The sequence below is a fragment of the Hyphomicrobium sp. CS1GBMeth3 genome, assembly GCF_900117455.1.
Lineage (GTDB): Bacteria > Pseudomonadota > Alphaproteobacteria > Rhizobiales > Hyphomicrobiaceae > Hyphomicrobium_C.
The window spans coordinates 1,283,703-1,308,927 of record NZ_FPHO01000003.1 but is presented as its reverse complement, the minus strand read 5'-3'; the positions used below and the strand labels follow the sequence as shown (position 1 = coordinate 1,308,927).

The window sequence follows — 25,225 nt, the reverse complement described above, 5'->3', positions numbered from 1 at the left end:
GCGGATCCGGACGCCCTGTCGGGGAACCCGTCTTAGTTCGTCGGGACGTTCATGCCCTTGGCGTTGAGGGCGGCTTCCTGAACTTCCTTGAGCTTCGCCTCGTCAAGAGCGACGAGTCCGCGCTCGGAGAGGTAGCCGTCCTTGCTCATAGCCTCGTCGCTGACGTACTCCTTGACGAAGTCGTCCATGCCCTTGATCACCTTGCGGTGCGGGTTCTTGATGTAGATGAACAGCGGACGCGAGATGCCGTAGTCGCCCGAGGCGATGGTCTCCATGGACGGCTCGACGCCGCCGATCGTCAGAGCCTGCAGCTTATCCTGGTTCTCGAACAGGAACGAGTAGCCGAAGATGCCGACGGCATTCGCATCCGCCTCAAGACGCTGAACGATCAGGTTGTCGTTCTCACCCGCTTCGATGAAGGGGCCGTCGGTGCGCATCGCGGTGCAGTCTTCCTTGAGCATCTTGCCGAAGTCCTCTTTGCTGGCGGACTTCTTCGTATCGGCCCAATAGCCCTCCTTGGACTTTTCGCAGACCTCGTGGAAGACGAGTTCGACGAAGGCGTCGCGCGTGCCGGAGGTCGGGGGCGGGCCATAAGCAATGATGGCGATTTCCGGGAGCGACGAGTCGATCTCCGACCACTTCTTGTAAGTGTTGGCAACGAGCTTGCCGTCAACCGGCACCTTGGCAGCCAGGGCCTTGTAGAGCTGCTCCTTGGTGACGTCGATCTTTTTGCCCTTACGCGAGTTGGCAACGGAGAGGCCGTCATAGCCGAGGAGGAGCTCGGTCACGTCCGTGACGCCGTTCTTCTCGCAGAGTTCCCACTCCGACTTCTTCATTGCGCGGGAGGCGCCGGTCAGGTCGGGATGACCCTCCCCGATGCCCTGGCAGAAGATCTTCATGCCGCCGCCCGTACCGGTCGATTCGACGGTCGGAGCCGTACCACCCTTCTTGGCGAACTCCTCGGCAACAGCCTGCGTGTAGGGGAACACTGTCGAGGAGCCGACGATCTTGATCTCGCGCGCCGATGCCGCACCAGCGAACGCAGCCATAGCGACGGCAGAAGCCGCCGTGAAGGCGATGAACTTTGTGTTCACGCTAAATCTCCATTGTCTCGTGGACATTTGCATAGAGCGTGGCCCTCCGCCTGCGCTCTGCTTCCCGGGACTGAACCCCCCGGCGGGTTCCTTCTAGACCTTTGAGGCTGTGGATTTATGACAATTCAACTATTTGTTTTTGCTTATATAATTTGAGTTATCTCAATTCGGTAGAAACCCCTCAGTGGAGGGAGCTTAAAACCATTCCGCGGGCCTTGGCACGATGCGTAACTCAAGCCGGCGGCGCGGTTTCCGTCTCCGCGCAACTCTCTGAGGGATTAGGCTAAAGCACCGCATGATGTGCGCACAACGAGGCGTTGACAGGCCTCCGTCGCAGTCTCATGAAAAGCAATACCCTTAATTTCCTTCCGTCTATCGCGAGGCGCCGCACGCCATGGTTCAGCTCACGCTTCCCAAGAACTCCAAGATCCGCGTGGGCAAAACCTGGAACGCACCGGACCTCGCCGGCAAATGGCGCGAGTTCCGGATCTACCGCTGGAACCCGGACGAGGAAGAGACGCCGCGTATCGACACGTATTGGGTCAACGAAGAGCAGTGCGGGCCGATGGTGCTCGATGCGCTCATCAAGATCAAAAACGAGATCGATCCAACGCTGACCTTCCGCCGCTCCTGCCGGGAAGGCATCTGCGGTTCCTGCGCCATGAACATCGACGGCACCAACGATCTCGCCTGCCTCAAGGGGCTCGACGAGGTCAAAGGGGCGGTCAAGGTCTACCCGCTGCCGCATATGAAAGTGGTCAAGGATCTGGTTCCGGATCTCACGAACTTCTACGCGCAGCACCAGTCCATCGAGCCGTGGCTCAAGACGGAAACCGCGACGCCGCCCAAGGAGTGGAAGCAGTCGCGCGAGGATCGCGAGAAGCTCGACGGTCTCTACGAGTGCATCCTCTGTGCCTGCTGCTCGACGTCGTGTCCTAGCTACTGGTGGAATTCCGACCGCTATCTCGGGCCGGCGGCGCTGCTGCAGGCCTATCGCTGGGTAATCGACAGCCGCGATGAGGCGACCGGCGAACGGCTAGACAATCTCGAGGATCCGTTCCGCCTCTACCGCTGCCATACGATCATGAATTGCGTGAAGGCCTGTCCGAAGGGTCTCAAGCCCGCGCTTGCCATCGCCGAGCTCAAGAAGCTCATGGTGCAGCGGCGGGTGTAGACTCGCAGTTTTGGATCGGAAGCTCTCGTATAGAAGAAGGTTCGGCTCGCAGGCGCGATGCTCGCGGTCCGATGTCAGGCTCGGCCAGGAGAATGGCTCTCAATGATCGACCACATCGGGCTTCCTGTCTCCGACTTCGAGCGATCGAAAATCTTCTATGCCGCCGTGCTGGCGCCGCTTGGGATTAGACTCCTGCTCGAGATGGACCTGTCGGACGAGGGCGGGCCGGCGGGTTACGCCGGGTTCGGCGCCACGCGTCCGCAATTCTGGATCGGGACAGGAATCCCTTTCACCGGGCGGCTGCACGTGGCTTTCGCGGCGGTGGACAGGGCGCAAGTGCGGGCCTTCTACGAGGCGGCGCTTGCGGCAGGCGCCAAGGATAACGGCGCGCCGGGGCTGAGGCCCCACTATCACGCCAACTACTACGGGGCTTTTGCGCTCGACCCAGATGGCCACAATATCGAAGCCGTGAGCCACTTGCCGGAGTAGGCTCGCCCTCCAGAAACGACAAGACCGATGGCGCGTCTCGCTGCCACCGGTCTTCAAGTCGGAAACCGTCTCGATTGAGACCCTGCCAACACCCGCCCTGTTGCCCAGACAGGGGCGGGTAGGGCAGTGCGCGCTGTTACGCGGCCTTGCGCTTCTTCGCGGCGGGCTTCGCCTTGCGAGCGGCCGGCTTGCGAGCGGCCGGCTTGCGCACGGTCGTCTTGCGAGCGGTCGTCTTGCGGGCGGTCTTGCGCGCGGCGGGCTTCGCAGCCTTGCGAGCAGCGGGCTTCTTCGCGGCCTTGCGAGCCGGAGCTTTCTTCACAGTCTTAGCCATTGGTATCTCTCCCTCTATGTCCGAATCATTTCGGAACAAAAAAATCATGCGCAAGTTCGATCATTTTGTTGACATGCAAAATGGATTCAGCTTGCCGATTTTTCGGCATTCGACAAAAAGTGTGGCGTGATTTCAACAATTTCGTCGAGATTCTAAGACTCTAGGATGTCTTGCTCGACTCCATCTCAGCAATGTGCAGCGCAAATCGACTCCGAAATTGGAGCCGTCGCACCGCAAAACGGACTCAGGTGAGGGAGAAAACGCGTCGATTGAATCGCGTCAGGCCGCTTTCACGACGCGGCGCTGCAGGTCGAGAACGGCCATCATGAAGCCGACGCGATCCTCGACGGCCTCGGCAAGCAGTGAGAAGTAGTTCGGTTCCTGCGGGACGATCTCGCCGATCACCTCGCCGAGCTCGAACCGCAAATCGGCTTCATACTTGCGGGCGATGGCCTGCATCTTCGCGTTGGTTGCGAGGCAGCTCATATAAAGGAGATGGACGCCGCGGTTGCGGGCGGCGCGGATGACGCGGCCCATCAGCTCGGTGCCAATCCCGTGCTCCTGATAGGCCGCCTCGACCGAGAACGCCGCTTCTGCCTCGCGGCCCCAAGTGTCGCCAAGCTTCTTCAGCTCGGCAGCCGCGCGCACCTCCCCGTCCTCGATATAGGCGAAGACGGTCGAGCCCGCGTCGGTCATGTGGCTCGCGTATTCTTCGATGAAGGCGTCCGAGACGCCGTGCGCAAAGCGCGCCATGCGGCTCGCCTTGTCCAAGCGCATCAGATGCTCACGAAACAGGCCTTGCTCATGTGGCCAGAGCTTGCGGATGGTGCCGCTGGCACGCGCATGCTCACTCATAACGGTTGCCCTCCAATCTGAACCGCAGGGCCCGCGATGCTTTTCCCCTCGGAGCTGCATCGCGCGTCTCTTGCGGTTCGGCCGGATGACTGTCCGGCGCTCCGGATATAGGGTGTCCTTGTGCGCCGCACAATACGCCAAATAAGTGTCCGTACGTATTGCCTTATTGGGTTTTTTCCGGTGCAGTGAATGGTTTGCAACATTGCACTGCAAAAAACGCCGGGCTGGGTTGTGGTTAATGCAACATTAGGTCTGTGTGTGACCAGCTATCCGACGCGAGGCCGTCGCAAGACGCGAGGCTTTCTGGCAGTTTCGGGGCCGAGGCGTTGGGGCAAGCATGGCGGAATCGGTTCTGGGGCAGTACGAGCGGCGCGTTGCGCTGGGCGAGATCGAGGCGGACGGTGCGCAGCGGGAGGCCGCCCAGCGGCTCGATCGGCTTGCCGAGGAGCTTGTGCACTGGAGTGCCGCGGGGCGCAGCGGCTTCTTCTCGGCGATCTTTCGCCCTCGGATGCCGCCGCCGCGTGGCGTCTATCTGCATGGCGCCGTCGGTCGCGGCAAAACCATGCTCATGGACCTGTTCCATGAGACAGTCAGCTTCGCTCCCAAACGGCGTGTGCATTTCCACGAGTTCATGGGCGATGTGCACGAGCGCATCCAGCGCGGGCGTGCGACGACAGATGGCGATCCGATCCCGTTTGTTGCGGCCGAGATCGCGGCGGAGGCCGGGCTTCTCTGCTTCGACGAGCTGACCGTGACTGACATCGCGGATGCGATGATCCTGTCGCGACTGTTCAAGGCTCTGTTGGCGCGGGGCGTGGTGGTGGTTGCAACTTCCAACGCGCAGCCTGAGCGGCTCTATTGGAATGGCCTAAACCGCCAGCTCTTCCTGCCATTCATTGCTCTCATCGAAGAGCACATGGATGTTTTGGAACTGAAGTCGGCTAAGGATTTCCGTCTCGAGAAGCTTGCCGGGCGCTGCCTCTACTTCAGCCCGTGCGATGCACGCGCGGCGGCCGAGATCGAGGCGCACTGGACGCGGCTCACCGGACATCACCCGGGGGCTCCGGCTTCGCTCGAGGTCAAGGGTCGGCATGTGCCGGTGCCGCTGGCCTCGATGGGGGTTGCGCGCTTCACGTTCGGGGATCTCTGCGAGAAGCCCCTCGGCGCCACCGATTACCTCCACATTGCGCATGCGTTCCATACCATCGTGCTCGAGGGAATCCCGATGCTGACGCCAGAGCGGCGTAACGAGGCGCGGCGGCTCGTGCATCTCATCGATACCCTCTACGACAACCGCAACTGCCTTATCGTCTCGGCAGAGGCCGAGCCGGCCCGGCTTTATCCCGACGGGGATGGGGCATTTTTGTTCGAGCGTACCGCCTCACGCCTCATGGAGATGCGCAGCGAGGCCTATCTGGCGCGGAATGGGTGGTCCCCGTCCGGGGATTGAGCGGTTTGGCCCGCCTCGGGGCAGGCCTCTGCCTGCTTTCGTCGCAAAGGGGAATTGGGTCTTTCGTTTGACTTGAGCGCTCCTCCGTTTCGTCCTACCAAAGCCCTTGTTTCCTCGTGCCGGAGGTGAGCCGGCCATGCAACCATGGGACGTTCACCTCATTCCAGACATGCGCGTTCAAGCATAATCAGGCCCGGATCAGGGCCACAGCCTCCAGGGAGAAATGGTTCATGGCGCGGACGAAGATCGCGTTGATCGGCGGCGGTATGATCGGCGGCACGCTGGCCCACCTCATCGGCCTCAAGGAGCTGGGCGATGCGGTGATTTTCGATATCGCCGAGGGCCTGCCGCAGGGTAAGGCGCTCGACATCGCGCAGTCCGGGGCCGTGGAAGGGTTCGACTCCATCCTCAAGGGCACCAATGCCTACGCCGATATCGAGGGTGCGAGCGTGTGCATCGTCACCGCCGGCGTGCCGCGCAAGCCGGGCATGAGCCGTGACGATCTGATCGGCATCAATCTCAAGGTCATGGAGCAGGTTGGCGCCGGCATCCGCAAGTACGCGCCCAATGCCTTCGTGATCTGCATCACCAACCCGCTCGACGCGATGGTGTGGGCCCTGCAGAAGGCCTCGGGCTTGCCGCGCAACATGGTGGTCGGTATGGCCGGCGTGTTGGACACGGCCCGCTTCCGCCACTTCCTGGCCGAGGAATTCCGGGTTTCGGTGGAGGACGTCTCGGCGTTCGTGCTCGGCGGGCACGGCGACGACATGGTGCCACTCGTGCGCTATTCGTCGGTCGGCGGCATCCCGCTGCCTGACCTCGTCAAGATGGGCTGGATCCGCCAGGAGCGGCTCGATCAGATCGTCGACCGCACGCGCAAGGGCGGCGGCGAGATCGTGGCCTTGCTCAAGACCGGCTCAGCCTACTACGCGCCTGCCTCCTCGGCCATCGCCATGGCCGAGAGCTTCCTCAAGGACAAGAAGCGCGTGCTGCCATGCGCCGCGTACCTGAACGGGGAATACGGTGTTAAGGGATTGTATGTGGGCGTGCCGGTTATCATCGGCGAAGGCGGGACGGAGCGCGTGGTCGAGATCGACCTCAACTCCGCCGAGCGTTCAATGCTCATGAAGTCGATCGAATCCGTGAAGGGTCTGGTCGACGCCTGCATCAAGATCAACCCGCAGCTCGGCGCTTAACGGCGCCCGACTGCTTCCAGCCGACGCGGGGTACGGACGGGTTCTCTTTGTTACGGTGCGGCCGCCCCCTGGCCGCTCGGCCCTCCCGACGCGTCCCCATTTTACTTTCTGCCCGAGGGGATTACGCGCTACCATGAATATCCACGAGCACCAGGCCAAAGAGCTTCTCGCCAAGTACGGCGTAGAGGTCGGAACAGGCTTCGCCGCATTCACGCCTGAGGAAGCCGAAAAGGCTGCCGCAGAGATCTCGACACCGACCATCGTCGTCAAGGCACAGATCCATGCCGGCGGCCGCGGCAAGGGCAAGTTCAAGGAGCCCGAGGCCGGCGAGAAGGGTGGCGTACGCTTCGCCAAGTCGCCGGCTGAGGCCCGCCAGCTCGCCGAGCAGATGCTGGGCCGGACGCTGGTCACGGTTCAGACAGGGGCCGCGGGCCGTACGGTGCGGCGCCTCTACATCCAGGATTCGGTCAACATCGCGCGCGAGCTGTACCTCTCGGCGCTGGTCGATCGCGCGTCCTCTCGCATCGCGTTCATCGCCTCTACCGAGGGCGGCATGGACATCGAGAAGGTGGCCCACGATACGCCGGACAAGATCCTGACGCTCACCGTCGATCCTGCGACCGGGCTACAGCCGTTCCACATCCGCAAGATCGCGTTCGCGCTGGGTCTCAAGGGCGATCAGGTCAAGGCCGCGAACAAGCTGATCTCCGGGCTCTACCGCTTCCTCAGCGAGAAGGATGTGAGCCTGCTCGAGATCAATCCGCTGGTCGTCACGGCGGAAGGGCAGCTCGTGTGCCTCGATGCCAAGGTCAGCTTCGACGGCAATGCGCTGTTCCGCCATCCCGACGTTCTCGCGCTGCGCGACGAGACCGAGGAAGATCCGATGGAGATCGAGGCGGCCAAGCACGAGCTCTCCTACATCAAGCTCGACGGCACCATCGGGTGCATGGTCAACGGCGCCGGTCTTGCGATGGCGACCATGGACATCATCAAGCTCTATGGCGCCGAGCCCGCGAACTTCCTCGATGTCGGCGGCGGTGCCTCGAAGGAAAAGGTCGAGGCAGCCTTCAAGATCATCCTGTCGGATCCGTCGGTGCGGGGCATCCTGGTCAACATCTTCGGCGGCATCATGCGTTGCGACATCATCGCCGAGGGCATCGTGGCTGCGGCGCGCGAGATGGCGATCACGGTGCCGCTCGTCGTTCGGCTCGAGGGCACGAACGTCGATCTCGGCAAGGAGATCCTGGCCAAGAGTGGGCTCAAGATCGTGCCGGCCGACGACCTCGCCGACGCCGCCGCGAAGATCACCAACGCCATCAAGGCTGCCGCGTAGGTCCGCTGCTCGTAGCGCGGTCCTATATCTTTCGAATATCCGGGAAATAGAGAGACGACATGTCCATTCTCGTCGACGCGTCCACCGTCACGATCTGCCAGGGCCTCACCGGCAGCCAGGGAACCTTCCACACCAAGCAGGCACGCAGCTACGGCACCAAGGTGGCCGGCGGCGTGACGCCGGGCAAAGGCGGCACCACGCCGGCTGACCCCGAGCTTGCCGATCTGCCGCTGTTCAACACCGTGCTCGAGGCCAAGGCCAAGACCGGTGCCACGGCCTCAGCCATCTACGTGCCGCCGCCGTTCGCGGCTGATGCCATTCTCGAGGCGATCGATGCGGAGATCCCGCTCATCGTGTGCATCACCGAGGGCATTCCGGTGCTCGACATGGTCAAGGTGAAGCGCGCGCTAGCCGGCTCGAAGTCGCGGCTCATTGGGCCGAACTGCCCCGGCGTGCTGACGCCCAAGGCGTGCAAGATCGGCATCATGCCGGGCAACATCTTCAAGAAGGGCACCGTGGGGATCGTCTCGCGCTCGGGCACGCTCACGTATGAAGCCGTGAAGCAGACGACAGATGCGGGACTTGGTCAGTCTACGGCCGTTGGTATCGGTGGCGATCCGGTGAAGGGTACGGAGTTCATCGACGTGCTCGAGCTGTTCCTCGCAGATCCCGACACGCATTCGATCATCATGATCGGTGAGATCGGCGGTTCGGCCGAGGAAGAAGCTGCCGAATTTTTGGTCAGCGAGGCGAAGAAGGGCCGCAAGAAGCCGATGGCCGGGTTCATCGCCGGCATGACGGCGCCGCCAGGCCGGCGCATGGGCCACGCGGGTGCTATCATCTCGGGCGGCCAGGGCCGAGCCGAGGACAAAGTGGAAGCCATGCGCCGCGCCGGCATCTCCATCGCCGACAGCCCCGCGTCGCTCGGTACCACATTGACTAAAGTGTTAAAGGGCTAATCACGCTCCTTATATATAAGTGTCGTCCAAAACGCGGAGAATTGCCTAATTCGAGAGTGATGCTCACCTCATCGCCGGCGGCGGCCGGTCATATTGGCGGGGTTTCAGATGTCACGGCAGGCTCGCAACGAGCAGTTTCTTCAGACGTCCTTCTTGTATGGCGTCAATGCGCCCTACATCGAGGAGCTTCAGAGCCAGTACGAGAAGAACCCGGGGTCCGTCAGCGACGAGTGGCGTCACTTCTTCGAGAGCCTGCGCGACGGTGGCGGGCGCGCTTCATCCGAGAGCGGACATAACGGCGGTGGCATCCAGGAGCCTTCCTGGGCGCTGCCGCTGTCGCGTATTCAGGATCCGCCAAGCGAGCTCGTCTCTGCGCTGACCGGCGAGTACGGCGAGGTCGAGCGCGGCCTGCGCGACAAGCTGCAGGCAAAGGCGCAGAGCGGCGGTTTCGAGCTGTCGCCCGCGGTGTCGTTGCGCGCGATCCAGGACAGCGTGCGCGCGATCATGCTAATCCGCGCTTTCCGCGTCATGGGACATCTCGCGGCGGATCTCGATCCGCTAGGGCTTATCGATCGCAAGGTGCATCGGGAGCTGAAGCCCGAGACCTATGGCTTCACGGATGCCGACCTCGATCGGCCGATCTTCCTCGATCGCTACCTGGGGCTCGACACGGCCACGATCCGGCAGGTGCTGCGCATCCTCAAGCGCACGTACTGCCGCAAGGTCGGCTATCAATTCATGCACATCACGTCGCCAGCGCAGAAGTCCTGGATCCAGCACCGCATCGAGGGCGAGGAGAAGGACATCCGCTTTACCGAGATGGGCAAGAAGGCCATCCTGAGGAAGCTCATCGAAGCCGAGATGTTCGAGCGCTTCGCCGACGTCAAGTATACCGGCACCAAGCGGTTCGGGCTCGACGGCGGCGAGGCGATGGTCCCGGCGCTTGAGCAGATCATCAAGCGCGGTGGTCAGCTCGGCGTCAAAGAGATTGTCATTGGTATGGCGCACCGCGGGCGCCTTAACGTGCTGTCGAACGTTATGGCGAAGCCGTTCCGCGCCATCTTCAACGAGTTCAAGGGCGGTTCGTGGAAGCCGGACGATGTGGAGGGTTCTGGCGACGTCAAATATCACCTCGGTGCCTCGTCGGATCGTCAGTTCGACGACAACACCGTACATCTGTCGCTGACGGCGAACCCGTCGCATCTCGAGATCGTCGATCCCGTCGTGCTCGGCAAGGCGCGCGCGAAGCAGGATCAGCTCGGCGTCGAGGCGGGCGATCGCACGCCCGTGCTGCCGCTGCTCCTGCATGGCGATGCCGCGTTCGCGGGGCAGGGTGTGGTCGCCGAGTGTTTTGGCCTATCGGGTCTCAAGGGTCACCGCACGGGCGGCTCGATTCACTTCATCATCAACAATCAGATCGGCTTCACCACCAATCCGCGCCATTCGCGCTCGTCGCCCTACTGCTCGGACGTGGCGCGCATGATCGAAGCGCCGATCTTCCATGTGAACGGCGACGACCCGGAAGCCGTTGTACATGTGGCGAAGGTCGCGACCGAGTTCCGGCAGAAGTTCCAGAAGCCGGTGGTCATCGACATGTTCTGCTACCGCCGCTTCGGCCACAACGAGGCCGACGAGCCGGCGTTCACGCAGCCAATCATGTACGATCGTATCCGCAAGCATCCGACGGTGGTGCAGGTCTATTCGGAGCAGCTCATCAAGGAAGGCGTTGTCAACGAGGACGATGTCGAGGGGACGAAGGCCGAGTTCCGCTCGTTCCTCGAAACGGAGCTGCAGGCGGCGGAGTCCTACAAGCCCAACAAGGCGGATTGGCTCGACGGACGGTGGAGCAAGCTCGGACTTGCCGATGACGAGGAGCGTCGTGGCAATACCGGGGTTTCTCTGGAGACGTTGCGCGAGGTGGGCAAGCGTCTGACGACGATCCCATCGGACTTCAAGGCGCACAAGACTATCGTGCGTCTGCTCGAGCGCCGTCGCGAGATGATCACCAAGGGCGAGGGCATTGACTGGGCGATGGCGGAGCACCTGGCCTTCGGCACGCTCGTCAACGAAGGCTTTCCGGTGCGCCTTTCGGGCCAGGACTGCGAGCGCGGAACCTTCTCGCAGCGCCATTCGGTGCTGATTGATCAGGAAACCGAGCGCCGCTATACGCCACTCCGGCATATCTCGGCGGACCAGGCGCGCTTCGAGGTCATCAACTCGATGCTGTCGGAGGAGGCCGTGCTCGGTTTCGAGTACGGCTATTCCCTTTCCGAGCCAAACGCGCTCGTGGCCTGGGAGGCGCAGTTCGGCGATTTCGCCAATGGTGCGCAGGTGGTGTTCGATCAGTTCGTTTCGTCAGGCGAGCGCAAGTGGCTGCGCATGTCGGGGCTCGTGTGCCTCCTGCCGCACGGTTACGAAGGGCAGGGGCCGGAGCATTCCTCGGCGCGTCTCGAGCGTTTCCTGCAGCTCTCTGCCGAGGACAACTGGCAGGTTGCCAACTGCACGACGCCCGCCAACTACTTCCACGTTCTGCGGCGGCAGCTTCACCGCAAGTTCAGGAAGCCGCTGATCCTTATGACGCCGAAGTCGCTGTTGCGACACAAGCGCGTAGTGTCGCGGCTTGATGAGATGGGCCCCGGAACAACGTTCCATCGCGTGCTGTGGGACGACCTGCGCAAGACGGATGCCGAGATCAAGCGCGTGGTGCTCTGCTCGGGCAAGGTCTACTACGATCTCGCCGATGCGCGCGACGCGGAGGAGCTGCACGACATCTATATCCTGCGTCTCGAGCAGCTCTATCCGTTCCCGGCGCGCGCGCTGCTGCACGAGATCGGCCGCTTCCCGAATGCGGAGGTCATCTGGTGCCAGGAAGAGCCGAAGAACATGGGAGCCTGGACGTTCATCGAGCCGAACATCAACTGGGTGCTCGACCGGCTCGAGCCGGCGGGGCGGCGCGTGCGCTACACCGGGCGCGCGGCCTCCGCGTCTACGGCGACGGGACTCATGAGCAAGCATATTCACGAGCAGAAGGCCCTGGTGGCGGACGCTCTCAAGGGGTAAGCAAAATTAGTCCGTCTACGGTGTCGGAAGGCGGAGTGCCGGGTGGGCCGGTAGACGAGGAAAAGGCGGGACGACGATGACGATTGAGATCCGCGTGCCGACACTCGGCGAGTCGGTGACCGAGGCGACAGTCGGCAAATGGCTGAAGAAACCCGGCGATGCGGTCAAGGTGGACGAGCCGCTGGTGGAGCTCGAAACGGACAAGGTGACGGTCGAAGTTCCGGCACCGGCGGCGGGCCAGCTCAAGGAGATCCTTGTCGATCAGGGCGCGACGGTGGCGATTGGCGCCGTGCTCGGCGCGCTCGCCGAAGGTGGCGCGGCGGCGGCGCCTGAGCCGAAGGCCAAGTCGAAGCCGACAGCGGCAGGAGCAACGGCGCCTGCGCCGCAGCGTTCGGCGCCGCGCGAAGTGCGATCCGAGCCTGCTCCTGCAGAAGAGCGCACACCGCCGAGCCCCGCGGCGCGCAAGCAGCTCGCGGAGGCTGGCCTCTCGGCCGCGGACGTCACCGGCTCAGGCCGGCGCGGACAGGTGCTCAAGGAAGACGTGGTTGCCAGCGTCGCCAAGGCAGTGGCACGGAAGGTCGAGCCGGAGCCTTTGGACGAAGAGGAGCCCGTGGCGCCGACTCCGATCCAGGTTCCTGTGGCGCAACGCGTGCGGGAGGTGCCAGCACCTCAGCAGGTGCGCGTGCCATCCTCGGTGAGCGAAGCCGGACGCGAAGAGCGCGTGCGCATGACGCGGCTGCGCCAGACCATCGCCGTTCGCCTCAAGGAGGCGCAGAACACGGCCGCGATGCTGACGACGTTCAATGACGTCGACATGTCGGCGGTGATGGGCATGCGCGCGCAATACAAGGAGCTCTTCGAGCGGCGGCATGGCGCAAAGCTCGGCTTCATGGGCTTCTTCGTGAAGGCCGTCATTCAGGCGCTGCGCGAGATTCCTGCCGTCAACGCCGAGATCGACGGAGAGGACATCGTCTTCAAGAACTATTACCACATCGGCGTCGCGGTCGGCACAGACCGCGGGCTCGTCGTGCCCGTGATCCGCGAGGCAGACCGGCTGTCGATCGCCGAGATCGAATCCAAGATCGGCGACTTCGGCAAGCGGGCGCGCGAGGGCAAGCTCTCGATCGCGGAAATGCAGGGCGGCACCTTCACGATCTCGAATGGCGGCGTCTACGGTTCGATGCTCTCGACGCCGATCCTCAATGCGCCGCAGTCAGGCATCCTCGGCATGCATCGCATCGAGGAGCGGCCGGTGGTGCGCAACGGCGAGATCGTCGTACGGCCGATGATGTATCTGGCGCTCTCCTACGACCATCGTCTGGTGGACGGCAAGGAAGCGGTGACGTTCCTTGTGCGCGTCAAAGAGTGCCTGGAGGACCCGCAGCGGTTCATCCTGGAACTCTAGGCGGTGCTCCGATCTCAGGGCTGAGTGGATAGGCGAGCGGCTACAATCGCCTGGCGTGGTTGACTACGGAAAGGAAACGCGGGGCGATGGCGGAACCGTACGACCTCATCGTGATCGGCAGCGGGCCGGGAGGCTATGTCTGTGCGATCCGCGCGTCGCAGCTAGGTCTCAAGACGGCACTGGTGGAGAAGCGGTCGACGTTCGGCGGCACGTGTCTCAACGTTGGGTGCATTCCGTCGAAAGCGCTGCTGCATGCGTCCGAGCTTTACGAAGAGGTGGGGCACGGCTTCGGCCGCATGGGCATCAAGGCGTCGCCCGAACTCGACCTCAAGCGCATGATATCGTTCAAGGACGATGGCGTGAAGGGCAACGTCGATGGCGTGGCGTTCCTGGTGAAAAAGAACAAGATCGATGCGTACCACGGCACCGGCCGCATCCTGAAGGCCGGCCAGGTTGAAGTAACGGCGGGCGACGGCGGGCGGCAGATCGTCGAAGCGCGTTCCATCGTCGTCGCCACGGGATCGGACGTGGCGAAACTCCCCGGCATCGAGATCGACGAGCAGGACATTGTGTCGTCGACCGGCGCGCTGTCGTTTCCGAGTGTGCCGGAGCGGTTGCTCGTCGTCGGCGCCGGCGTGATCGGGCTTGAGCTCGGGTCCGTGTGGCGCAGGCTTGGTTCGTCAGTGACCGTAGTGGAGTATCTCGACCGCATTCTGCCCGGCATGGACGGCGAGGTCGCGAAATCGCTCGAGCGCATCTATGCGAAGCAGGGCATAGCGTTCCGTCTCGGCACGAAAGTCGTCGGGGTCGAGCGCAGCGAAGGCGGCCTCGAGGTGACGCTCGAGCCGGCGAAGGGCGGCACGCAGGACACGATTTCGGCGGATATCGTGCTGGTTTCGATCGGGCGCGTGCCTTTCACGGATGGGCTTGGGCTTGATGATATCGGTGTGGTGCGCGACAAGCGGGGCTGCATCCTCGTCAACGGCCAGTTCGAGACCAACGTCACGGGCATTTATGCGATTGGCGACGTGATTCCGGGGCCGATGCTGGCGCACAAGGCCGAGGACGAGGGCGTCGCGGTGGCGGAGATTCTGGCCGGGCAAGCGGGCCGAGTGAACCACGACGTGATCCCGAACGTGATCTACACGTCGCCCGAGGTTGCCTCTGTCGGCAAGACGGAGGAGGAGCTCAAGGCCGAAGACGTCCCGTACACCGTCGGCAAGTTTCCGTTCCTCGCCAACGGGCGCGCCAAGGTCAATAAGACGACGGACGGCTTCGTCAAGGTGCTGGCGCACGCGGAGACGGACCGCATTCTTGGCGTGCACATCGTCGGCGCCAATGCCAGCGAGCTGATCGCGGAAGCGGCCGTGATCATGGAGTTCTCGGGATCTGCAGAGGATCTCGCACGCACGTGCCATGCGCATCCGACGCTATCTGAAGCGGTCAAGGAAGCGGCGCTCGCGGTCGCCAAGCGCGCGATCCATATGTGATTTGGGCCGGGGTTCAGGCGCGGGGGTGGGCGCTGTCGTAGACGGCGAGAATGCGTTCGCGGTCGACCTCGGTGTAGACCTGTGTCGTCGAGAGAGACGCGTGCCCCAGCAGCTCCTGGATCTGGCGCAGGTCGGCACCGGCCGCCAGGAGGTGTGTCGCGAACGAGTGACGCAGTGCGTGCGGTGTTGCTGTCTCGGGCAGCGCGAGCGCGTCACGCATGCGCGCAATCGCGAGCTGGATCAGGCGCGGTGACAGAGGTCCGCCTTTGGCGCCGACAAACAGCGGTGAGACGGGCGCAAGTGGATATGGACACAGCGCGAGATAGCGCTCCACCGCGCGCTGTGTCACGGGCAGGATCGGAACAAGTCGTTCCTTGTCGCCTTTGCCCGTGATGCGCAGGACATCGCGCCCGGTGACGGGTGCGTCGCGCCGTGTCAAGCCGAGAGCTTCGGAAATGCGCAGGCCAGCGCCGTAGAGCAGAAGCATCACGGCGACGTCGCGCGCCGAGATCCAGTCATCGCTATGGCCGCCGTCGCCTTCCACGAGCGCGGCGGCTTTGTCGACGGTCAGCGGTTTCGGCAACGTGCGCGGAATGCGCGGCATCGCGACTTGCGACAGCGCGCGGTTGGCAAGCTGATCCGTGCTCTCCAGCCACCGGTAGAATGTGCGCAGAGCGGATACAGTGCGCGCGAGCGAGCGACTTGCGACGCCCGCGCGGCGGCGCGCTGACAGGAAGCGGCGCACGACCTTTACGTCGAGACGTGCCAAGTCCGCGAGGCATGGCGGATGGCCGAGGTCATTCCTCAAAAAGCCCAGAAACTGGCGCAGATCGCGCTCGTAGGAGGTGAGCGTCGCGGCGGAGACGCCGCGCTCGTGCGCGAGGTGATCCCGCCAGGCGGAGGCGGCACGGCCGACGTCCTCGGCGAGCGGCAGTTCGCCGTCGGTATCCAGAATGTCTTCGATCGTTTCCTTCGCCATGGGCCGACTGTCGCTGCTTCGCGCTTAGAGATCGTAAATGATTTGCGTCGTGTCGCGTGTGGCTCTGCGACACTTTATGTTCTATCGATGCGTTGGTGCGTTGCTCAAAAAAGCCCGGAAAGACGGCGTTATTCGCTACTCTGGAGTCGATTGATGCTTATGAATCGCGTCTTTTCGCACGTGACCGATTGCGAGGAAACGCGCGCGGCGCTATGCAACTTTCGATGACGCCTTGCATGCGTGGTGCTGAGAAAGGCCCGTAAATAGCGGACAAATGCGCATCGTTGCGTTTGCAAGCGTGACCAAAACTCCCGTGCGAGCCTAAAAAACGTAGTCTTTTTGGTTCGGTAGCCGCGAATCTTCATTTGTTACTGTATGTTTTCGCGGTGATTCTGATTCTCTCATTGAGGAAACTTCCATGGCTAAAACCGTCACCAAGGCTGCTCCCAAGGCCGCCAAGCCCGTCAACACCGTTACGCTTCGCCACCTGGGCACCGCGCTCGCAGAGGCGCACGATCTTCCGAAGAAGCAGGCCAACGCCGTGCTCGAGGACATGATCGCGATGATCGCCAAGCACCTCAAAAAGGGTGACCGGATCCGCATCGGCGGCCTCGGCATCCTGCAGGTGCGCAAGCGTCCGGCTCGCATGGGCCGCAATCCGGCCACGGGTGAAGCGATCAAGATCAAGGCCAGCAAGAAGGTTGCTTTCCGCGCTGCCAAGGATCTCAAAGAGCAGATCTAAGCTCTTCGCGCGTGATCGAATGGAAAAGGCGGGTGGCCACACAGGCCGCCCGCCTTCTTCTGTTGCGCGGTGCGAGGAGCACCTCAGATTGTCTGGCCGGTCTTCTTCCAGTCGGCAACGAACTGAGCGAGCCCGGCATCCGTCAGCGGGTGCTTGACGAGGGCCTTCAGGATCGTGGGCGGGACAGTTGCCACGTCAGCGCCGATCAGGGCCGCCTCCTTGACGTGATTCACCGTCCGGATCGAGGCGGCGAGGATGTCCGTCTCGAGATCCTGATAGTTGTCGTAGATGGCGCGGATTTCGCGGATCAGGTCCATGCCGTTCAGGCCAATGTCGTCGAGGCGGCCGATGAAGGGCGAGACGAACGTCGCTCCGGCTTTTGCGGCTAGCAGCGCCTGGTTTGCCGAGAAGCAAAGTGTGACGTTGACCATGGTGCCTTCTGAGGTCAGCGCCTTGCAGGCCTTAAGCCCGTCGAGAGTCAACGGGACTTTGATTGCAACGTTCTTGGCGATCTTGCGCAGCACGTCTGCTTCCCTACGCATCCCCTCATAGTCGGTCGCGGCCACTTCGGCCGAGACGGGGCCGGGGACGATGTCGCAGATCTCGGCGATCGTCTGCTTGAAGTCGCGGCCGGATTTTGCAATCAGCGAGGGGTTGGTGGTGACGCCGTCAAGCAGGCCGGTCTCGGCCAGCTCCTTGATTTCGTTGACATCGGCGGTATCGACAAAAAACTTCATTCCTGGTCCTTCGTGTTCCCCTCGGTATGGGGGCCCGCTCGGCATAGGCGATCAGACGATGGCCGTCAGTCCGCCTCATCTTTCCGCCTAAGCTGTCGCTGACGCGTGATTGGTAGTTCTTCTAATCCGGTAACGACCCACTTGGATAGCCTTCTTGGCCTTAATGAAAAAGGTGAAAGCGCCGCGCGGGCCGTCGCGCCGGTGCTGATGCCCGGTGCGCCGCTGAACCAGACCTACGATTATCTGGTGCCGGAGGGGCTTGTGGCCGAGCCCGGGGCCTTCGTTCTGGTGCCGTTCGGGGTTCAGACGCGCATCGGCGTGGTGTGGGACGCGGCCTTCGGGGGCAGCGATCGCCCCGTCGATCCCAAGAAGATGAAGGCGCTCAGCGAGCGGCTCGACGTGCCGCCTTTGCCGCTTGCCTCGCTGCGCTTTGCCGAGTGGATCGCGAACTACACGCTGGCGCCGATCGGCATCGTGGTGCGCATGATGATGAGCGCGCAGGCGGCATTCGAGCCCGTGAAGCCGCGTTTCGGCGTGCGCATCGTGGCCGATGCGCCGGAGCCGGCGCGCATGACCCCGGCGCGACGACGGGCGCTCGATCTGGCGCGCGACGGGCAAATCCGCGCCAAGTCGGCGTTGGCGGCTGAGGCGGCGTGCAGCACGGCTGTGGTGGATGGGCTTGTGGCGTCGGGCAACCTCGTCGACGTGGTCATCCCGGAGCGGCGATTCCCGGAGCCCAATCCCGCGCACCGCGTCACCGATTTCACGCCTCAGCAGGCAGAGGCGGTGCATGCACTGGCGTCCGCCGTGCATGGCGATGCGTTCTCGGTCTCGCTGCTCGATGGCGTGACCGGCTCGGGCAAGACGGAAGTCTATTTCGAGGCGGTTGCGGAAACGCTGAAGCGCGGGCGGCAGGCAATCATCATGCTGCCCGAGATCGCGCTCACGGGGCAGTTTATGAGCCGGTTCGTGGCGCGCTTCGGATGTCAGCCGGCGGAATGGCATTCGGCGCTTTCGTCAGCGGAGCGCGGGCGCGTCTGGCGCGCGGCAGCGACGGGAGAGGCCCGCGTCGTGGTCGGGGCGCGCTCGGCGCTGTTTCTGCCTTATGCCGATCTCGGGCTCATCGTCGTGGACGAAGAACACGACGCGGGCTTCAAGCAGGACGATCGCGTGCACTACCAGGCGCGCGACATGAGTGTTGTGCGGGGCAGCCTGGGCAAGTTTCCGGTCGTGCTGGCGTCGGCGACACCGTCGATCGAGAGCCACGTCAACGCGCGCACGGGGCGCTATCGGCATATCGTGCTGCCTGGGCGGTTCACCGGTGCGGAGCTGCCCGACGTGAAGCCGATCGATCTCAGGGCGCATCCGCCCGAAAAGGGGCAGTGGCTCTCGCCAGTGCTGGTCGATGCAGTGGCAGAGACGCTCAAGGATCGACAGCAGTCGCTCTTGTTCCTCAACCGACGGGGTTACGCTCCTCTGACCTTGTGCCGGAGCTGCGGGCATCGCTTCGAGTGCCCGCAATGCACGGCGTGGCTCGTCGAGCATCGTTTCCGCCGGCGGCTCAACTGCCATCACTGCGGCTTCTCGCTGCCGATCCCGGAGGCGTGCCCGAAATGCGGAGAAAATGGCTCGCTGGTTGCCTGCGGGCCTGGTGTCGAACGCGTTGCGGAGGAGGTGCAGGCGCGCTTTCCCGAGGCGCGCATGGCGCTCCTTTCGTCCGACCTCATTCCGGGTCTCGAAGAGATGCGCCGGATCATCGGCTCGATCGAAAGCGGCGAGGTCGACATCATCATCGGCACGCAGATCGTCGCCAAGGGTCACAACTTTCCGCTGTTGGCAACGGTCGGCATCGTCGACGGCGATCTCGGGCTTTCGATGGGCGCCGATCCCCGGGCGGGTGAGCGGACGTTCCAGCTCCTGCATCAGGTGACGGGGCGTGCGGGGCGTGCGCTGACCAAGGGACGCGGCTACATCCAGACGCACATGCCGGAGCATCCGGTGATGGAGGCGATCATCTCGGGCGATCGCGAGGCGTTTCTGGATCGCGAGATCGACATGCGGCGCCGTGGGGTATTGCCGCCGTTCGGGCGGCTTGCGGCCATCGTCATCTCGGCGCGGGACAAGGATCTCGCCGAGACCTACGCGCGCGAGGTGGCGCGTCGCGCGCCGCGCGCGGAGCACATCGAAGTACTCGGGCCGGCAGAGGCGCCCATTGCCATCGTGCGCGGGCGCCATCGCTGGCGGTTGCTGGTGAAGGCACCCCGGGATAAGAACATCCAGGCCTATCTCAGGGCTTGGGGTGAGGCGCTGCCCAAGATCGGGGGGGACGTGCGCCTCACCGTCGATGTGGATCCCTACAATTTCTTGTAAGGGCCAGTGCGCTCCGACTTGAGTGCGTTCTCGATGCGAGCTCCCCGTGGGGCTCACCTCCGGCAAGACAGTTGAAGCTTGCCTTCGGCAAGGGCTCGCATCTCAAACGATCAGGCTCTAGCGATGATGCCCCGAGGCGAGGATCGATCCGACGGCCAGGACGCCGAGGCCGATGGCAATTCCCTTCGCGACATCGCGGCCGTGCTTGTGGCGCTTGTAGCCATACCGATGGCGCGGACCGTGATAGTGACGGGGCCCGTCGTAGTGGCGCGAATACCCATGATTATGTTTTCCGCGCCAGCCGTCGTGGGCGTTGGCGGCGGTCGTCGCAAGCGGGCTCAAGCTGGCAGCGAGCAGGCTCGTGATTACAGCAGCAGACGTGGTGATTTTCTTGAACGTCATCTGACATCCCCTTCGTTCTGATCCAAGCGCCAGCCTGTGCCGGCGCGTTGGGATCATTGATGGGGGGGACGTGCTGAACTCACCTTGAATGAGGCGTGCAGCTGCCGTTCATATTTGTTGCCAACGTGTGGAGGCCACGCCGACAGACCTTTCAGGCTGCCGGCGCGGCTTGTGCGGCGGTTCTGCTATCTGAGCCGCAAGCGGCAGGGTGGGCAGGGTAGTGATCGCCAGAAATTTTTTGCTTCTCATGTGTGATGCTCCTGTGTGGTTCAATTCGGCTTCCCACGTGGTTCACACAGCCTTGCAACCGATGTCGCGATTATACCGACGTAATTTTACCTATTCGATCCTTTTGCCCCCCGCTGTTTGAGATGGGAGGCGATGAACGGACCCCGAAAGCGCGGACGCAGGCGCAATCGCTGGCGGCACACGATGGCGCCGCCAGAAATTCGAGCATTCAAGGTGATCTCGGGGGTGGGTGAGGCGCCGCTCCTTTCGAGGAAGGGCGCCGCCTCACAGGTGAATGTAGCGTCTTCCAGCTTACTTTGGCGCTGCCCTTAGAGATACGGGCAGCGACGCCGCTCTCCGCTGACGTGCAGGAAAGTGCCGGTCGCCGAGTCGAAGGAATGATAACGGGCGGCGCAACGTGCCACCGCATCGTCATCGTAATCATCGTAATAGTAGGTCGGGCCGTAATCGTAATAATAGTATGGCACGCCGTACCAGGCCGGATAGAAGCGGCGATGTCGCCAGTGGCGGTGATGGTGGTGGCGGCCTCCGTGCCAATGGCGCCCGCCACGGAATGCATGGCGCGGGCCACCGCCCCTCATGCCGCGGAAGTGACCGCCTCTCATGCCGACCCGTGGTCCGCCGGCGCGGAGGCCGCGAAAGCCTCCCCCACCAGCCATGCCTCGGAAACCTCCCCCACCGCGCATGCCGCGGAAGCCACCACCGCCGCCCTTGCGGACGTCGATGATATTGGCTCGGGCGTCGATCTGTGCCGCTAAGGCCTTTCCTGCGCCCGGCGCCACCGCAGCAGCACTAGCGCCCGTTGCGGACAACGGCAGGGCGGCCAAGGCGGCAAGCGCGAGGAATTTTATGCTCCTCATACTCGTGCTCCATCTTTCTCATTTTTCGGCTACCCCTCGTGATCCACGCAGCCTTGTGCTGCATGTGGGGATCCCTCCTACGAAATCCTACCGGGGCAAGGGGTGTTGTTCGTGATGCGGATCAACCGCAGATGGCTGAGCATCGCTCGAAGGGGGTGATGAATGGCCGCGGAAAATGCGTCGTTCCAGCCTTCCGAGGCCGGTTGATGCATCGTGACGCACATGATACAGAACCGCGGGTTTTCGGTCGGGGGACGGTACGGGCCAGCTATGCTGGTGGTTCAGTTCGCCTCGCCCGTATCTCCTCCTGGACATTTCAGGCTGTGGCTTCGGCCGCGGGGCTTCCTACAACCCCTTGAGCGCGCGAGATTTCCTGACGTGGCGACAGAAGAACCAATCGTGGCCGGTGTGGCGGGGCGCTACGCGTCGGCTTTATTCGATCTCGCCCAAGAGCAGAACACCGTTTCCGAGGTCGAGCAGGATCTCGTCAAATTCCAGCAACTTTACGACCTCTCCCCCGATTTCCAGCGGCTCATCCGGAGCCCGGTCATCGCGGCTGACGAACAGGCTCGTGCCATTGGAAGTGTGCTTGACAAGGCTGGCGTGAGCAGCCTTGCGAAGAACTTCTTCGGGCTCGTGGCGCGCAATCGGCGCCTGTTTGTGGCCCCACAGATGGTGCAGGCCTTCCTGGCGCTGGCTGCCAAGGCACGCGGCGAGGTGACGGCGAACGTCGCAAGCGCGCATCCGCTGACGGACGCTCAGACGGCGGCCCTTAAGGCCGCGCTGGAGGAGAAGATCGGCAAGAGCGTCAAGCTCGTCGCGAAGGTCGACCCCTCGCTGATCGGCGGGCTCATCGTGAAGCTCGGCAGCCGCATGGTCGATTCGTCGCTCCGGACGAAACTTGCGAATCTCAGTCTTTCGCTCAAGGGAGGCACTTGAAGCGAATAGGCAGCGAAAGCTGCTCACTCATTCAGGAGAGCGCGTTTATCGTGCTCCCTAACACCAGAAAACACAGAGAAAACGCCCTAAATACAGAGGTCAAGTGATGGACATCCGGGCTGCAGAGATCACCTCGATCCTGAAGGATCAGATCAAGAACTTCGGCAAGGAGGCCGAGGTTTCCGAGATCGGGCAGGTGCTGTCGGTAGGCGACGGCATTGCGCGCGTCTATGGCCTCGACAACGTGCAAGCCGGTGAGATGGTCGAGTTCCCCGGCGGCATCCGCGGCATGGCGCTCAACCTCGAAACCGATAATGTCGGCGTCGTCGTGTTCGGCGATGACCGTACGATCAAGGAAGGCGATACGGTGAAGCGCACCGGCGCCATCGTCGAGGTGCCGGTTGGCAGGGGCCTTCTCGGCCGGGTCGTCGATGGTCTCGGCAATCCGATCGACGGCAAAGGTCCGATCCAGTCGACCGAGAAGAAGCGCGTCGACGTCAAAGCGCCGGGTATTCTGCCGCGCAAGTCGGTGCACGAGCCGATGGCCACGGGCCTCAAGGCTGTCGACGCTCTGATCCCGATCGGTCGCGGCCAGCGTGAGCTTATCATCGGCGACCGCCAGACCGGCAAGACCGCCATCGTTCTCGATACCTTCCTCAACCAGAAGCCGATCAACGCCGGCAATGACGAGAGCGCCAAGCTCTACTGCGTCTATGTCGCCGTCGGCCAGAAGCGCTCCACCGTTGCCCAGTTCGTGAAGGTGCTCGAGGAGCGTGGCGCTCTCGAATATTCGATCGTCGTCGCCGCGACGGCCTCCGATCCGGCCCCCATGCAGTACCTGGCGCCGTTCACGGGCTGCACGATGGGCGAGTATTTCCGCGACAACGGCATGCACGCCGTGATCGCTTATGACGACCTCTCGAAGCAGGCTGTCGCTTACCGCCAGATGTCGCTCCTGCTGCGCCGCCCGCCGGGCCGTGAAGCCTACCCGGGCGACGTGTTCTATCTCCATTCCCGCCTGCTCGAGCGCGCCGCGAAGCTCGGCGACGCGGCCGGCAAGGGCTCGCTCACGGCGCTGCCCGTCATCGAGACGCAGGCCAACGACGTGTCGGCTTACATTCCGACCAACGTGATCTCGATCACCGACGGGCAGATCTTCCTCGAAACCGATCTCTTCTATCAGGGCATCCGTCCGGCCGTGAACGTCGGCCTCTCAGTTTCGCGCGTCGGCTCGTCGGCTCAGACGAAGGCGATGAAGCAGGTTGCCGGCAAGATCAAAGGCGAACTCGCGCAGTATCGCGAAATGGCGGCGTTCGCGCAGTTTGGCTCCGACCTCGATGCTGCGACGCAGAAGCTGCTCGCACGCGGTGCGCGCCTGACCGAGCTCCTGAAGCAGCCGCAGTTCTCTCCGCTCAAGATGGAAGAGCAAGTGGCGGTGATCTTCGCCGGTACGCGCGGCTATCTCGATCCGTTGCCGGTCTCGGCCGTGGGCAAGTTCGAGGCGGGTCTGCTCTCGGGGCTGCGCGACGAAAGCTCGATCCTGTCGACGATTGCCGCCGACAAGGCGGTTTCGGACGAGACCGAGAAGAAGCTCGTGGCGTTCCTCGACACGTTCGCCAAGAACTTCGTGGCCTGACGCTCACGTAAGATGCCCGGATGCGCGCGAGCGCTCCGGGTCCGGGCTCAAGCCTGGAGCAATAAATACAACTCTGGATCTTGCGTCGCGCGATGCGCAAAGGCGGGATGACAGAGGGAGAGCCGGACTAAGCGAAGGAAGCCCGAGGCGCCATGCCGAGCTTAAAGGATCTCAGAAACCGCATCTCGTCGGTCAAGGCGACGCGCAAGATCACCAAGGCCATGCAGATGGTGGCCGCGGCGAAGCTGCGTCGTGCTCAGGAAGCGGCGACGGCCGCGCGTCCCTATGCCGAGCGCATGGACGCCGTGCTTGCTGCTCTCGGTAAGAGCGCCAATCGCGACGGCGCTTCGCCGTTGCTCGTCGGCACGGGCAAGGACCAGACCCACTTGCTGATCGTCATGACCGCGGAGCGCGGTCTCGCCGGCGGCTTCAACTCGAATATCGCCAAGCTTGCGCGCGCGGATGCGCAAAAGCTTCTGGCGGCTGGAAAGACGGTCAAAATTCTGACCGTGGGCCGCAAGGGTGCTGAGAACCTTCGCCGGGACCTCGGCCGCAATATCATCGAGCGCATCGAGCTCAAGGGCATTCGCCAGCTCGGGTTTGTCAATGCCGAGGAGATCGGGAGCAAGGTGCTCGCGAGCTTCGAGGCGGGCGAGTTCGATGTGGCGACGCTCTATTTCTCTGAGTTCAAGAGCGTGATCGCGCAGAAGCCGACGGCACTGCAGCTCATTCCGGCGAAGTTGCCGGAAGTGAATGCGGCAGAGGACGGCAAGGCGGCAGGCGCGCAGGCGGTCGTCGAGTACGAGCCGGACGAGGATGCGATCCTCGGCTATCTGCTGACGCGGAACGTCTCGACGCAGATCTTCCGTGGCTTGCTCGAGAACGCGGCGTCCGAGCAGGGCGCGCGCATGAGCGCCATGGACAGCGCGACGCGCAACGCCGGTGAGATGATCAACAAGCTGACGGTGAAGTATAACCGCCAGCGCCAGGCGAACATCACGAAGGAGCTGATCGAGATCATCTCCGGTGCCGAGGCTCTCTAACCGGTCAAGCGTTGAGGAGCGGACAATGGCATACAAGACGACAGCAACGACGAAAGGCGGCCGGGACGGTCGCGCGATCCTCGAAGGCAATGCGCTGGCGCTCGCCATGGCGCTGCCGAAGGAGCTTGGCGGTTCGGGCGAAGGCCACAACCCCGAGCAGCTGTTCGCGCTAGGCTATTCGTCCTGCTTCGGCCAGGCGATCCTGGTGCTGGCCAAGAAGCACGGTCTCGATGGCCAGGCTGCGCGGGTGACGGCCGAGGTCACGCTCAACACCACCGACGGCTTCTCGCTCGCCGTCGATCTCAAGGTTTCGCTTCCTGGTGCCGACAAGGCCGCGCTCGAGGCGCTGGTCGAGGAAGCGCATCAGATTTGTCCCTATTCAAAGGCGACGCGCGGGAACATTCCCGTGACGCTGACAGTCGCCTGAGCAAT

The 25,225-nt window shown here is 63.2% G+C and carries 22 protein-coding genes; 15 read left to right on the top strand and 7 right to left on the bottom strand.

The window, feature by feature from the left end:
* Positions 1-32 precede the first annotated feature (32 nt).
* Positions 33-1,094 carry a substrate-binding domain-containing protein gene (locus tag CS1GBM3_RS13460; RefSeq protein ID WP_244534654.1) on the bottom strand — a complete coding sequence of 354 codons (1,062 nt, stop codon included), beginning with the start codon at positions 1,092-1,094 and terminating at the stop codon, positions 33-35.
* Between the two features lie 394 nt (positions 1,095-1,488).
* Here CS1GBM3_RS13460 and CS1GBM3_RS13455 point away from each other — a divergent pair, with 394 nt between their 5' ends.
* Together CS1GBM3_RS13455 and CS1GBM3_RS13450 are read left to right on the top strand one after the other, a co-directional pair.
* Positions 1,489-2,268, top strand: a complete 780-nt coding sequence (locus CS1GBM3_RS13455) for a succinate dehydrogenase iron-sulfur subunit (RefSeq protein WP_072395922.1) — start codon at positions 1,489-1,491, stop codon at positions 2,266-2,268.
* A 102-nt stretch (positions 2,269-2,370) separates the two neighbouring features.
* Positions 2,371-2,757 carry a VOC family protein gene (locus CS1GBM3_RS13450; RefSeq protein WP_072395921.1) on the top strand — a complete coding sequence of 129 codons (387 nt, stop codon included), beginning with the start codon at positions 2,371-2,373 and terminating at the stop codon, positions 2,755-2,757.
* Between the two features lie 136 nt (positions 2,758-2,893).
* On the opposite strand, the gene CS1GBM3_RS13445 is transcribed toward CS1GBM3_RS13450, so the two are convergent.
* Complete coding sequence (locus tag CS1GBM3_RS13445; protein ID WP_072395919.1) at positions 2,894-3,088, bottom strand: hypothetical protein; 195 nt, start codon at positions 3,086-3,088, stop codon at positions 2,894-2,896.
* A 279-nt stretch (positions 3,089-3,367) separates the two neighbouring features.
* On the bottom strand, positions 3,368-3,943 hold the full coding sequence (locus CS1GBM3_RS13440; RefSeq protein WP_072395917.1) for a GNAT family N-acetyltransferase: 576 nt from the start codon (positions 3,941-3,943) through the stop codon (positions 3,368-3,370).
* Positions 3,944-4,280: 337 nt separating this feature from the next.
* Here CS1GBM3_RS13440 and zapE point away from each other — a divergent pair, with 337 nt between their 5' ends.
* The 7 genes from zapE (at position 4,281) to lpdA (ending at position 14,836) form a co-directional block, all read left to right on the top strand.
* Positions 4,281-5,393 carry a cell division protein ZapE gene (gene zapE / locus CS1GBM3_RS13435; RefSeq protein WP_072395915.1) on the top strand — a complete coding sequence of 371 codons (1,113 nt, stop codon included), beginning with the start codon at positions 4,281-4,283 and terminating at the stop codon, positions 5,391-5,393.
* Positions 5,394-5,623: 230 nt separating this feature from the next.
* Positions 5,624-6,589, top strand: a complete 966-nt coding sequence (mdh, locus tag CS1GBM3_RS13430; protein ID WP_072395913.1) for a malate dehydrogenase — start codon at positions 5,624-5,626, stop codon at positions 6,587-6,589.
* A 133-nt stretch (positions 6,590-6,722) separates the two neighbouring features.
* On the top strand, positions 6,723-7,922 hold the full coding sequence (sucC, locus tag CS1GBM3_RS13425; RefSeq protein ID WP_072395911.1) for an ADP-forming succinate--CoA ligase subunit beta: 1,200 nt from the start codon (positions 6,723-6,725) through the stop codon (positions 7,920-7,922).
* 59 nt (positions 7,923-7,981) lie between these two features.
* On the top strand, positions 7,982-8,881 hold the full coding sequence (sucD, locus tag CS1GBM3_RS13420) for a succinate--CoA ligase subunit alpha (RefSeq protein ID WP_072395909.1): 900 nt from the start codon (positions 7,982-7,984) through the stop codon (positions 8,879-8,881).
* Positions 8,882-8,989: 108 nt separating this feature from the next.
* Positions 8,990-11,941: a 2-oxoglutarate dehydrogenase E1 component gene (locus CS1GBM3_RS13415; RefSeq protein WP_072395907.1), complete on the top strand. Its 2,952-nt coding sequence runs from the start codon at positions 8,990-8,992 to the stop codon at positions 11,939-11,941.
* A gap of 76 nt (positions 11,942-12,017) precedes the next feature.
* The gene (gene odhB / locus CS1GBM3_RS13410; RefSeq protein WP_072395905.1) at positions 12,018-13,346 is read left to right on the top strand and encodes a 2-oxoglutarate dehydrogenase complex dihydrolipoyllysine-residue succinyltransferase; all 1,329 of its coding nucleotides are present in this window, start codon (positions 12,018-12,020) and stop codon (positions 13,344-13,346) included.
* Between the two features lie 86 nt (positions 13,347-13,432).
* Positions 13,433-14,836: a dihydrolipoyl dehydrogenase gene (gene lpdA, locus CS1GBM3_RS13405; RefSeq protein WP_072395903.1), complete on the top strand. Its 1,404-nt coding sequence runs from the start codon at positions 13,433-13,435 to the stop codon at positions 14,834-14,836.
* Between the two features lie 13 nt (positions 14,837-14,849).
* Here the strand turns inward: lpdA and CS1GBM3_RS13400 are convergent, their stop codons facing one another.
* Entirely contained in the window at positions 14,850-15,815 is a 966-nt protein-coding gene (locus CS1GBM3_RS13400) for a tyrosine recombinase XerC (protein WP_072395901.1), read from the bottom strand.
* A gap of 418 nt (positions 15,816-16,233) precedes the next feature.
* Between CS1GBM3_RS13400 and CS1GBM3_RS13395 the strand changes: the two genes are divergently transcribed.
* Complete coding sequence (locus CS1GBM3_RS13395) at positions 16,234-16,557, top strand: HU family DNA-binding protein (RefSeq protein WP_072395900.1); 324 nt, start codon at positions 16,234-16,236, stop codon at positions 16,555-16,557.
* A gap of 83 nt (positions 16,558-16,640) precedes the next feature.
* Here the strand turns inward: CS1GBM3_RS13395 and fsa are convergent, their stop codons facing one another.
* Complete coding sequence (gene fsa, locus CS1GBM3_RS13390) at positions 16,641-17,294, bottom strand: fructose-6-phosphate aldolase (protein WP_072395899.1); 654 nt, start codon at positions 17,292-17,294, stop codon at positions 16,641-16,643.
* Between the two features lie 141 nt (positions 17,295-17,435).
* On the opposite strand from fsa, the gene CS1GBM3_RS13385 reads away from it, so the two are divergent.
* The gene (locus tag CS1GBM3_RS13385) at positions 17,436-19,664 is read left to right on the top strand and encodes a primosomal protein N' (protein ID WP_072395898.1); all 2,229 of its coding nucleotides are present in this window, start codon (positions 17,436-17,438) and stop codon (positions 19,662-19,664) included.
* A gap of 117 nt (positions 19,665-19,781) precedes the next feature.
* On the opposite strand, the gene CS1GBM3_RS13380 is transcribed toward CS1GBM3_RS13385, so the two are convergent.
* On the bottom strand, positions 19,782-20,066 hold the full coding sequence (locus CS1GBM3_RS13380; RefSeq protein WP_072395897.1) for a hypothetical protein: 285 nt from the start codon (positions 20,064-20,066) through the stop codon (positions 19,782-19,784).
* Between the two features lie 557 nt (positions 20,067-20,623).
* The gene (locus CS1GBM3_RS13375; RefSeq protein WP_072395896.1) at positions 20,624-21,175 is read right to left on the bottom strand and encodes a BA14K family protein; all 552 of its coding nucleotides are present in this window, start codon (positions 21,173-21,175) and stop codon (positions 20,624-20,626) included.
* Positions 21,176-21,553: 378 nt separating this feature from the next.
* Between CS1GBM3_RS13375 and CS1GBM3_RS13370 the strand changes: the two genes are divergently transcribed.
* The 4 genes from CS1GBM3_RS13370 (at position 21,554) to CS1GBM3_RS13355 (ending at position 25,220) form a co-directional block, all read left to right on the top strand.
* Positions 21,554-22,114: a F0F1 ATP synthase subunit delta gene (locus CS1GBM3_RS13370; RefSeq protein WP_072395895.1), complete on the top strand. Its 561-nt coding sequence runs from the start codon at positions 21,554-21,556 to the stop codon at positions 22,112-22,114.
* Positions 22,115-22,220: 106 nt separating this feature from the next.
* On the top strand, positions 22,221-23,750 hold the full coding sequence (gene atpA, locus CS1GBM3_RS13365; RefSeq protein ID WP_072395894.1) for a F0F1 ATP synthase subunit alpha: 1,530 nt from the start codon (positions 22,221-22,223) through the stop codon (positions 23,748-23,750).
* Between the two features lie 152 nt (positions 23,751-23,902).
* On the top strand, positions 23,903-24,793 hold the full coding sequence (locus CS1GBM3_RS13360; protein WP_072395893.1) for a F0F1 ATP synthase subunit gamma: 891 nt from the start codon (positions 23,903-23,905) through the stop codon (positions 24,791-24,793).
* Positions 24,794-24,818: 25 nt separating this feature from the next.
* Positions 24,819-25,220, top strand: a complete 402-nt coding sequence (locus CS1GBM3_RS13355) for an organic hydroperoxide resistance protein (RefSeq protein WP_072395891.1) — start codon at positions 24,819-24,821, stop codon at positions 25,218-25,220.
* The last annotated feature ends 5 nt before the right edge of the window (positions 25,221-25,225 follow it).